Source organism: Methylobacterium adhaesivum (assembly GCF_022179065.1).
GTDB lineage: Bacteria > Pseudomonadota > Alphaproteobacteria > Rhizobiales > Beijerinckiaceae > Methylobacterium > Methylobacterium adhaesivum.
In genome coordinates, this window is record NZ_BPQD01000044.1 from 1 (window position 1) to 10869 (window position 10869).

A 10869-nucleotide genomic window follows, 5' to 3' on the forward strand; every position below is an offset into this window, starting at 1 on the left:
TCTCGAACTCGGCCGTTAAACACACCAGCGCCCATGGTACTGTGTCTCAAGACACGGGAGAGTCGGTCGCCGCCAGACCTGCACAGCACATCATCCATTCCCTCAAAACGATCACTCCAAACAGGCCGCCTCCATACGAGGCGGCCTGTTCGCGTTCGGACACCCGCCTTTTCCCTGCGGGACGACCGATCATGACCAAACCGTCATCTCCGAGCCAGCTTACGGCCATGGCGACCGGCGCATCCTGTCTCCATCGCCGGAGAGGGGAGGGGACTGGCCATGGGATTCGCTTCCCCAGCGGGGTTCGAGGTCGTATCGTTCGGCCCCATGCGTTTGCTCATCATCGAGGATGACCGCGAAGCGGCGTCCTACCTCGCCAAGGCCTTTCGCGAGGCCGGCCACGTGCCGGATCTCGCCCATGACGGTCTCGACGGTTATGCCCTCGCCCGCGAGGGCGATTACGATATGCTCATCGTGGACCGGATGCTGCCGAAGCTCGACGGGCTGTCCCTGATCCGCTCCCTGCGTGAGCAGGCCGTGACCACCCCGGTTCTCATTCTCTCGGCCCTTGGCCAGGTCGATGACCGGGTGAAGGGTCTCCGGGCAGGCGGCGACGATTATCTCCCCAAACCCTATGCGTTCTCGGAGCTCCTCGCCCGTGCCGAAATTCTGGCGCGGCGGCGCACGGTGCCCGTCGGCACCACGGAGGCGACTGCGTATCGCGTCGGCGATCTCGAACTCGACCGCCTGTCGCATCGCGTCACCCGCGCCGGACAGGAGATCGCCCTGCAGCCGCGTGAATTCCGCCTGCTCGAATACCTCATGCGCCATGCGGGGCAGGTGGTGACGCGGACGATGCTCCTCGAGCACGTCTGGGACTACCATTTCGACCCGCAGACCAACGTCATCGACGTCCACGTGTCGCGCCTGCGCGCGAAGATCGACAAGGATTTCGATCGGCCGATCCTCCACACCATCCGAGGAGCGGGCTACGTCGTGCGCGCCGACGACACGCGCGGCGCCTGATGCCGTCCGCGTCCGACGCGTCTCCCGTCGCTTCTTTCAAAGATCGCGCCAAACTCACGAACCTCTTCCGCACGACGGCCTTCAAGCTGTCCTTCGCCTACCTCCTGATCTTCACGACCTTCGCCTTCCTGGCCCTCGGCTACGTTGCCTGGAACGCGAACCGGGTCCTCGACGATCAGATGGTGTCGACCATCGAAGCCGAGATCAACGGCTTGTCCGAGCAGTACAAGTCCGGAGGGCTTCGTCGGCTGATCTCCGTGGTCGAGCGCCGGGCCGGCGAGCCCGGAGCCTCGCTCTACCTCGTGACCACTCCGGCGGGCGAGCACGTGGTCGGCAATGTCGGCGCCCTCCCGGCCGGCCTGCTCGCCGATCCCGGGCAGGTCGAGGCGGCCTATGCCCGGAGTGGATCGCACACCCTTGAGCACCGCGCGATCATGCGGATCTTCACCCTGCCGGGCGGGTTCCGCCTCGTGGTCGGCCGCGATGTCGAGGAGCGCGATCGCCTGCGCTCCGTCATCGGCCGGACCTTCGGTACCTCGCTGCTGTTCGTGATCGTCCTCGGCGTGGTGGGAGGCTGGTTTGTCGCGAGCCGAGTGCTCAAGCGGGTCGACGACATGACGGAGACCGCCCGGCGGATCATGGCCGGCGACCTCGGCGGCCGCCTGGCGGTGGCCGGGAACGGCGACGAACTGGACCGCCTCGCGCAGAACCTGAACGAGATGCTGGAGCGGATCGGGGAACTGATGCGTGGGCTGCGGGAGGTGTCCGACAACATCGCCCACGATCTCAAGACGCCGCTCACCCGCCTGCGCAACCGGGCCGACGAGGCCGTGCGTTCGGCCCGCGGCGAAGACGACCTGCGCCTCGCCATGGAGGGGGTGATCGAGGAGAGCGACGGGCTGATCCGTGTGTTCAACGCGCTCCTGATGATCGCACGGCTGGAGGGCGTCGCTGCCCGCGATCTCATGGCGGAATTCGATGTCGGCGTGACGGCGCGTGAAGTCGGGGAACTCTACGAGGCGGTGGCGGCGGACGAGGGCCTCTCCCTTGAGATTGTCACGGTGGGAGACCTTCGGCTCGTGGGGAGCCGCGAACTCATCGGTCAGGCCTTGGCCAATCTCATCGACAATGCGGTGAAGTACGGTGCCGTGAACCGGCAGGCCGGCGGGATCCGCGTCACGGCGGAGCGCGAGGCGACGACGATCCGCCTGACCGTCGCCGATCGCGGGCCGGGCATCCCCGAGGAGGCGCGGGGGCGCGTCCTCGACCGCTTCGTCCGCTTGGAGGATTCCCGCTCGCGGCCCGGTTTCGGCCTCGGGCTCAGCCTCGTCGCGGCCATCGTGCGCCTCCATCAGGGGACCCTCAGTCTCAACGACAATGCCCCTGGCCTCGCGGTCGTGGTAACCCTTCCGGCCCTCGCCGTGGGAGATCCCGCATGACCGAGCCCGGCCGCTTCCGTGACCGCCTGCGACAGGCGCCTCCCTTGGTCGATCCGCAAGCCGCGGCCGCGCGCCTGGCCGATATTGAATCGGCCTTCCCGGTTGGATTCCTCGACGCGCCCCTGCGGAGCCTCCTCCTCGCGCTCGCTGAGCATTCCCCGTTCCTGTGGCCCATCGTGGCCCGCAATCCAGCGCGTTTCGTCGACCTTGCCTCGCGCGCACCCGAGATCGTGAACGCCGAGCTCATCGCTCGGCAGCGGGCCGCCAGCGGCGCCGGCGATCTTCCCGCCGTCGCCCGGGCCCTTCGGCTGAACCGCACCGAGCATGCGCTCCTTGTGGCCCTGGCCGATCTCGGTGGCCTCTGGTCCCTCGCCATGGTGACGGCGGCCCTTTCGGATTTCGCCGATGCGTCCGTGCAGGCGGCGACCGACGCGCTCCTTGCCGAGGCGGCGGCCCTCGGCCGGTTCCTGCCCGCCGATCCGGACGATCTCCAGGCCGGGTCCGGCCTCGTGATCCTGGCGCTGGGCAAGCACGGCGCGGGCGAACTGAACTATTCCAGCGACATCGATCTGGTGGTGTTCTTCGATCCCGCCGTCGCCCCCCTGAAGGAGGGGCTCGCACCGGCACCGTTCTTCGCCAAGTTGGCGCAGGGCATCGCCCGGCTCCTGCAGGAGCGCACGGCCGACGGCTACGTGCACCGGGTCGATTACCGCCTGCGGCCGGACCCCGGCTCGACCCCCACAGCCGTGTCCCTGAACGCCGCGTATCTCTACTATGAGAATCTCGGGCAGAACTGGGAGCGCGCGGCCTATATCAAGGCGCGACCCATCGCCGGCGACCGCGTGGTGGGGCAGCGCTTCCTCGACGATATGCGTCCGTTTGTCTGGCGGAAATACTTCGACTTCGGCTCCATCGCCGACGTTCACGCCATGAAGCGGCAGATCCACGCCGTGCGCGGGCATGACGCCATCGCGGTGGCCGGACACGACATCAAGCTCGGGCGCGGCGGCATCCGCGAGATCGAGTTCTTCGTCCAGACCCAGCAGCTCGTCTTCGGCGGGCGCCGGCCCGCCTTGCGCGGCCGGCGCACGGTGGAGATGCTCGGCATCCTCACCGACGAGGGCTGGATCGACGCCACGGCCCGTGACGAGCTGGCCGAGGCTTACGGCTTCCTGCGCACCATCGAGCACCGGATCCAGATGGTGCGGGACGAGCAGACCCAGCGTTTGCCCGCCGAGTCGGACGACCTCGAACGCTTTGCGCGCTTTGCCGGTTTCGCGACCCTGGCGGAGTTCGAGGCAGCGCTGCTGCACCATGCCCGCCGGGTCCAGGCCCATTACGCCCTGCTGTTTGAGGCCGAGCCTGACCTGTCGGCGGCGGTGGGCGATCTCGTCTTCAGTGGTACCGGCGACGATCCCGCGACGCTCGCGACCCTGCGCACCCTTGGGTTCCGCGACCCCGAACGGGCCGTCGAGACCGTGCGCGGCTGGCATTTCGGGCGGCGGCCCGCCGTGCGCACGGCCCGTGCCCGAGAGGTGCTCACCGAACTCGTGCCGGCCCTGATGCAGGCGCTGGGCGGTACGGCCGATCCCGATACCGCCCTCGACACCCTAGACCGGGCGTTCGCGCGCATGCCGGCGGCCCTCGAACTCCTCACCATCCTGCGCTCCAACGAGCGCTTGCGCCTGCTCTTCGCCGACCTCCTCGGCACCGCCCCGCGCCTGGCGGAGACCGTCTCGTTCAGCCCCCACGTCCTCGACGCGGTGCTGGAACGGGATTTCGCGGCCCCGACGCCCGAGCCCGGCGGCATCGCCGCCCATTTCCGCGCCCTCCTCGGACACCCCACGGACCACGAGGATTTTCTCGACCGTACACGCGACGCGGCCCGGCATCTCGGCTTTCTCACGGGGGCGCGCCTGCTGTCCGGCGTGCTCGCGCCGGTCGAGGCGGGGCGGGCCTACTCGGCCATCGCCGATACGGTGGTGGGCGCCGCCTACGAGCGGGTGTCGCAGGCGTTCTTCGCCGAGCACGGGGCGGTGCCGGGCGGGCGGATCGTTGTGCTGGGGCTTGGACGTCTCGGCTCGTCCCAGCTCACGGCCGAGTCCGACCTCGACCTCGTCGTGGTCTACGATTTCGACCCCGACTCCCGCATGAGCGCTGGCCCGCGCCCTCTGGACGCGGCCGTCGCCTACAATCGCCTGACGCAGCGTCTCGTCGCGGCCCTCACCGTGCCGACCCGGCGCGGACATCTCTACGACGTCGACCTGCGCCTGCGGCCCGGTGGCGGGCAAGGGCCGGTGGCGGTGCAGCTGCGCAGCCTCCGGGCCTATTACGAGACGGAGGCCGAACTCTGGGAGCACATGGCGCTGACCCGCGCCCGGGTGATCGCGGGCGATGCCGGCCTCGGCGCGGCGTCGCTCGACGTCATCTCCGCCGTGGTGACCCGGCCGCGCAACCCGTCGGACGTGTACGGCGCCGTGCGGACCATGCGGGCGTTGGTTGCGGAAGAGAAGGGTGACTCCGGTCCCCTCGACCTCAAGCTGGCGCCGGGCGGGCTCCTCGACCTCGATTTTCTGGTCCAGGCCCTCGTCCTCGCGCACGGCGCGCGTTGTCCCGATCTCGTGGGCCTCCCGGCACCGGACGTGCTGATGCGTGCGGCCGGTCACGGCCTCCTCACCCAGGATGAAGCCGAGCGCCTGCGTGCCGCCTACCGCCAGTTCGACGACGTCATGCATTGGCAGCGCTTGATGGTGGCGGGGGACCCGGGCCAGGCCTCGACCGTGGCGCTCACGCGTCTCGCCGTGGCCCTCGGCATGCCGGATGCGGCCCACCTGCGGGTCCGGCTCGATGACCATAGGGCCGAGGTCCGCGGCCTGTTCGACCGGCTCCTCGCCTGAGCGGACCCGTCAGTTCAGCGCAAGCTCCCGGGCTCCTTGCCGCGGCGTCATCTCCGCTTGAAGCGATGCGATCATCTCGTGCGAAGCCTCGAAGGCTGCATCGCGCAGACGTTCGGGGGTCGGGGCCGGAAGGCGGACGAGGACGATGGTGCCCAAGCCCTCCTGTGACCGCAGGCGCAGGGAGCCCCCGTGCAGCTCGGCCATGGACCGGGCAATGGCGAGGCCGAGGCCGGAGCCCGGATAGGTCCGGGTGAGGTTGGTTTCCACCTGCTGGAACGGAGCCCCGAGACGGCGAAGGGCCGCCTTGGGGATGCCGATGCCCGAATCCTCGATGAAAATGTTCACGCAATCCCCGGACGGACGGGCCTTGACGATGATCCGGCCATCGCCCTCGGGGGTGAACTTCACGGCATTCTGGACGAGGTTCAGCAAGATCTGGTGGAGCGCCCGGTCGTCGGCCAGCAGCGTCAGGTCCTCCACGAGGTCGACGTGGATGGAAAGGGCCTTGGCGCGGGCCGGCTCGGCGACGAGCTTCAGGGCCGCCTCGATGGCCTCGGGCAGGGCGATCTCGCGGCGGACCAACCGCACGCGATGGGCCTCGATGCGCGACATGCTCAGGATGTCGTCGATGACCGACAGGAGATAATCACCGCTCGCGCGGATGTCCCGGCAATAGGCGGTGTAGCGCGGTGAGCCGAGGACGCCATAGACGCCGGTTTCCATGAGTTCGGCGAACCCCATGATCGCGTTGAGCGGCGTGCGCAGCTCGTGGCTCATGTTGGCCAGGAACTCTGACTTGGCCTGGTTCGCCGATTCGGCCTGGGCCTTCTGGTCGAGGTAGCGCTCGGCGAGGTCCGCAAGCTGCTGCGTCTGGAGTTCGAGGGTCCGGCGGGACCGCTTGAGGTCCTTCACCGTCGCGATGAGCTCGCGTTCCGATTCCACCAGTTGCTCCTGGTGACGCTTAAGACTGGTGATGTCGGTCCCGACGGAGACGTAGCCGCCGTCCTTGGTGCGCCGCTCGCTGATCTGCAGCCAGCGCCCATCGGTGAGTTCGGCCTCGAAGGTGCGGGCGGTGGCTCCCGAATGCTCGAGTTCGCGCATCTCGCGGCGGATCGGCGGGAGGACGCCGTGTCCCATGATCTCGGCGTAGCGCCGCCCCGGTACGGCGTCCTCGGGGCTCAGGGCATGGAGATCGCGGAACTTCGAATTGCACAGAACGAGGCGGTTGCCCGTATCCCACAGGACGAAGGCCTCCGAGATCGCCTCCACGGCATCGCGCAGGCGCATGTCGGCCGTGGCGTTGAGCTCGGCCAGGGTGCGCTGCTCCGTGACGTCGAGGGCTATGCCGACGAGGTGGCGGCCGCCCACCACGGTGTCGGGCACGATCTCGGCCCGCATCCGCATCCAGAGCCAGACGCCGGCCGCCGAACGGATCCGGAACTCGTGATCCACGGTGGATTGGCTCGCGGCGAGGTGTCGGGCGAGGCTGTAGAGATCGCCGTCGTCGGGATGAACCAGGGCGTTGACGTCGCCGAAGGAGATGAACTCGCGCTCCCGGCGATAGCCGAGCAGGGCATACATGGAATCCGACCAGTAGATCCGCCCGCGCGGGATGTCCCAATCCCACAGGCCGCAGCGACCGCGACCGAGCGCCGTATCGAGGCGCTGCTTGATCTGCTCGCAGACCCGGTCGACGGCATAGGCGCGGCGGGTCTGGAGCACATAGGCGATCCCGGTGCCGATGATGACCAGGGCTGCCGCCCCGAGCAGAATCGCGTGGTTGCGCGTCTGGACGGTCCAAGCGGCGGTCACTGACGCCAGGGGCTGGAGCACGGCGATCTGTCCGCGCCCGCCCGGGAGACTGCTCAAGGCGGCGAGGGCCGCGCTGCCATCGGACAATGTCACGGCCATCACCCCGGCGCGTTCGCGCAGAATGGTCAGAGCCTGCACATCGCCGATCTGCCCAATGGCCGTACGACCGCCGCTCCAGGGGGGGACGGACGCGACGATGATGTCGTCGGCTCCCGTGACGAACACCTGGCGTCCGGCCGGCAGCAGGGAGGCGGGCAGAAGCGTGGCGAGGCGGTCCCTCGCTTCGGTCTCGTCCCCACCCGGGGCGAGGGAGGCGGCAACCAGCCGGGTCAGGGCTTCAATATCGGTGGCCGCATGCCGGATCGCGTCCTGGCGCTGCGTGTTCAGATGCATCGCCTCCACCGTCGCAAGACAGACGAGGAACGCCGTGAGCAGGGCGGGCAGGGCGACGCGCAGCCAGATTTCCGCCCGCACGAAGCGGATGTGGGTCGGGGTCTGCGGACGGTGAATGCCGAGAATCGTGTCCGCACGTGCGGAGAGGGAAGCGGAATCCGCCTCCAGCATGGTGTCACTCCGCAGTGAGGATGATTCGTCGCGGAGGCACTTGGTGTGGCGCTCCGATCTAAATTCATAACACCATTTTCACGGCCGAGTTGTCCACGCTTTTTTGCTCGTCGGCCGCGCCCGACGCCGCCGGAACGGCCTCGGGCGAGGGCTCTTTTCGAGCAAAATAAAGCTTGTCAAGTCAGGGATTTGCCGAGATTTTGCATGCGTCCGACGATGTCGGAGACATCGCGCGACAGGCCCGGACGCGCGCCGATCGCCGCAAGTGATTGAGCGGCCTTGGCTTGCCGCCCCGGTTCCAGCATCCGCCATGAGCCGAAGCCCGTGAGCAGTTTTGCGGCAATCTGCGGATTGGTGGGATCGAGGGCGATGACGGTCTCGGCGAGAAAATCGTAGCCTGCCCCATCCGCGCGGTTGAACTGGGTCGGGTTGCCGGCACTGAAACTGCCGACGAGGGAGCGCACCCGATTCGGGTTGGTCATGGCGAAAGCCGGGTGGGCCTGGAGGCGGCGGACCCTGTCGAGGGTGTCCGCCTCGGGGATCGTCGCTTGAATCGCGAACCACTTGTCGAGGACCAGGGGTTCGTGGGCGAAGCGCTCGGCGAAGGCCGAGAGGGCGGATTCGCGTGTCGGCCCCGGGATCAGCGCGAGGGCGGACAGGGCGGCGAGGCGGTCGGTCATGGTCGTGGCCGCGTCGAACTGCGCTGCGGCTAGGGCGAGCCCCGCCTGCGGATCGGCCCCTGCGATGAGGTCGAGGGCGACGTTGCGCAAGGCGCGGCGTCCGGCCGAGGCCGCGTCCGGCGAGAACCGGCTGCCGGCCGGGTCCGCGAGCGCCTCGCGCAGACGCGTAAGACGCTCGAAGAGACCTCGTCCGAGGCTCCGGCGCAGATCGGTGCGGGCCCGGTGGATCGCGTCCGGATCGATGGACTGGCCGAGGGTGTTGGCGATGTCGCCTTCGCTCGGGACGGTGAGGACGAGGGCGGCGAAGGCCGGATCCGATAGGGCCTCGCGATCGAGGAACGTCGCCAAGGCGGCGACGAACCCCGCATTGTCCATGGGCCGGTCCACGCCGCGCGCGTCGGCGACGAGGCGCGCCATGGCGACGTCCTGCGCCGCCTGCCAGCGATTAAACGGATCGGTGTCGTGGGCCAGGAGGACGAGACGGTCGGCATCCGTCGCCACGGCGGCGACACGCACGGGGGCGGAGAAGCCCCGGAACAGGGAGGCCACCGGCGCGACGGGAACGCCCGTGAAGGTGATCGTGTCGCTAGCCCGTTCCAAGACGAAGACGCCGTCGTGGACCCGGTCGCTCACGGCCTCGCGGAGCACGCCCTCCGGTCCGACCAGGCCGAGGGCCACGGGGATCACGAGGGGCGGGGTCGCGTCGGCTTCCTGTCCCGGTTGCCGTCCGAGGCCCTGGGCGAGTGCCGATGGCAGATCCTGGCGGAAACGCAGGGTGTAGGTGCCGGCCGCTGCCTGGTGCTCGCCCTCGACGGTCACCACGGGGGTGCCGGGGCGCTCGTACCAGCGCGCGAAGGCGGTGAGATCGAGACCCGAGACGGCGGCGAAGGCGGCGAGGAAATCCTCCACCGTGGCGGCCGTGCCGTCGCACTCCGAAAAGTAGCGGTCCATGCCCCGTGCGAACACGTCCGGACCGAGGAGCGTGCGCAGCATCCGCACGATCTCGGCCCCCTTCTCGTAGACGGTGGCCGTGTAGAAGTTGTTGATCTCGGCATATTGCTGCGGGCGCACCGGATGGGCGAGGGGCCCGGTATCCTCGGGGAACTGACGGGCTCGCAGGGTGCGGACCTCGCCGATGCGGTGCACCGCGCGCGATCGCATGTCGGAGGAGAACTCCTGATCGCGGAAGACCGTCAGCCCCTCCTTGAGGCAGAGCTGGAACCAGTCCCGGCAGGTGACGCGGTTGCCCGACCAATTGTGGAAGTATTCGTGGGCGATGATCGCCTCGATGGCGGCATAGTCGGCATCGGTCGCCGTCTCGGGGCTCGCCAGCACGTAGCGGTCGTTGAAGATGTTGAGGCCCTTGTTCTCCATGGCGCCCATGTTGAAGTCCGACACGGCGACCACGTTGAACACGTCGAGGTCGTAGATGCGGCCGAAGGCGGTCTCATCCCAGGCCATGGACCGGATGACCGCGTCGAGGGCGTAGGCGGCGCGCTCCGCCTTTCCGGGCTCGACGAAGATGCCGAGATCCACCTCTCGCCCGTCGCGGGTGGTGAACCGGCCCCCCAGCCGGTCGAGGCGTCCGCCGACGAGGGCGAACAGGTAGGCGGGTTTCGGGTGGGGGTCGTGCCAGACGGCGAAGTGCCGGCCCGGCCCCGCGTCGCCGGCCTCGATGGGGTTGCCGTTGCCGAGCAGCACCGGCGCTTCCTCGCGATCGGCCTCGATGCGGGTGGTGTAGACGGCCATGACGTCGGGCCGGTCGAGGAAATAGGTGATCCGGCGGAAGCCGTCGGCCTCGCATTGCGTGCAGTAGACGCCGTTCGAGCGGTAGAGGCCCATGAGCCGGGTGTTGGCGCTCGGATCGACTTGCGTGCGGATCGTGAGCGTGAAGGGCTCCGCCGGCGGGTACCTGAGGATGAGGGCCGTGTCCGTCACCGTGTAGGCGTCCGGCGCCAAGGCGACGCCGTCGCGCTCGAAGGACAGGAGCGTGAGGTCCTCGCCGTCGAGCACGAGATCCGCTCCCGCCCGGCCGGCCGGATTGGGCCGCAGGCTGAGGGTCGCGGTCACCCGCGTCGCGTGGGCGTCCAGGCTGATGTCGAGGGCGACCCGATCGATAAGGTGATCGCTCGGACGATAGTCCGCGAGCCGGATCGGAATCGGGGTTTCGGTGCGCATGGATGCCTCGCCTGTCGCAAGGCCTCCCTCTTGGATCGCTTCCCGTCCGCGCGCAACGCATCGCCGTTGACGGGGCTCGCCCGGCCACCACATAGGCCGCAGCAACCGGAGAGTTCACGACAATGCGTTTCCTTCATACCATGGTCCGCGTGGCCGATCTCGACCAGGCCCTCGCCTTCTACGTCGATACGTTCGGGCTGACCGAGGTCCGCCGCATCGACAACGAGAATGGGCGCTTCACCCTCGTGTTCCTCGCCGCGTCGCCCGGAGCGG

At 68.8% G+C, this 10869-nt stretch carries 6 protein-coding genes and 1 rRNA gene; 5 read left to right on the forward strand and 2 right to left on the reverse strand.

Going from position 1 to position 10869, the window contains the following annotated elements:
- From rrf to MFF01_RS21110, 4 genes are all read left to right on the forward strand, one after another.
- Nucleotides 1–78, forward strand: a 5S ribosomal RNA gene (gene rrf, locus MFF01_RS22220); the annotation flags it as partial.
- 249 nt (nucleotides 79–327) lie between these two features.
- Nucleotides 328–1026 carry a response regulator transcription factor gene (locus MFF01_RS21100; RefSeq protein WP_238228358.1) on the forward strand — a complete coding sequence of 233 codons (699 nt, stop codon included), beginning with the start codon at nucleotides 328–330 and terminating at the stop codon, nucleotides 1024–1026.
- Nucleotides 1026–2465, forward strand: a complete 1440-nt coding sequence (locus tag MFF01_RS21105; RefSeq protein ID WP_238228353.1) for a HAMP domain-containing sensor histidine kinase — start codon at nucleotides 1026–1028, stop codon at nucleotides 2463–2465. Before MFF01_RS21100 ends, MFF01_RS21105 begins: the two co-directional genes overlap by 1 nt.
- Nucleotides 2462–5362, forward strand: coding sequence for a bifunctional [glutamine synthetase] adenylyltransferase/[glutamine synthetase]-adenylyl-L-tyrosine phosphorylase (locus MFF01_RS21110; protein ID WP_238228354.1), 2901 nt, complete (start codon nucleotides 2462–2464; stop codon nucleotides 5360–5362). Before MFF01_RS21105 ends, MFF01_RS21110 begins: the two co-directional genes overlap by 4 nt.
- 9 nt (nucleotides 5363–5371) lie before the next feature.
- Here MFF01_RS21110 and MFF01_RS21115 read toward each other — a convergent pair whose 3' ends face one another.
- Both MFF01_RS21115 and pepN read right to left on the reverse strand, forming a co-directional pair.
- Nucleotides 5372–7738 (reverse strand): PAS domain-containing sensor histidine kinase, encoded by a 2367-nt coding sequence (locus tag MFF01_RS21115; protein WP_238228356.1) that lies wholly within the window; start codon nucleotides 7736–7738, stop codon nucleotides 5372–5374.
- Between the two features lie 176 nt (nucleotides 7739–7914).
- Nucleotides 7915–10596, reverse strand: a complete 2682-nt coding sequence (gene pepN / locus MFF01_RS21120; protein ID WP_238228357.1) for an aminopeptidase N — start codon at nucleotides 10594–10596, stop codon at nucleotides 7915–7917.
- A gap of 122 nt (nucleotides 10597–10718) precedes the next feature.
- On the opposite strand from pepN, the gene MFF01_RS21125 reads away from it, so the two are divergent.
- Nucleotides 10719–10869 (forward strand): VOC family protein (locus tag MFF01_RS21125; RefSeq protein ID WP_238228359.1); only part of this gene is annotated, 151 nt, incomplete at its 3' end.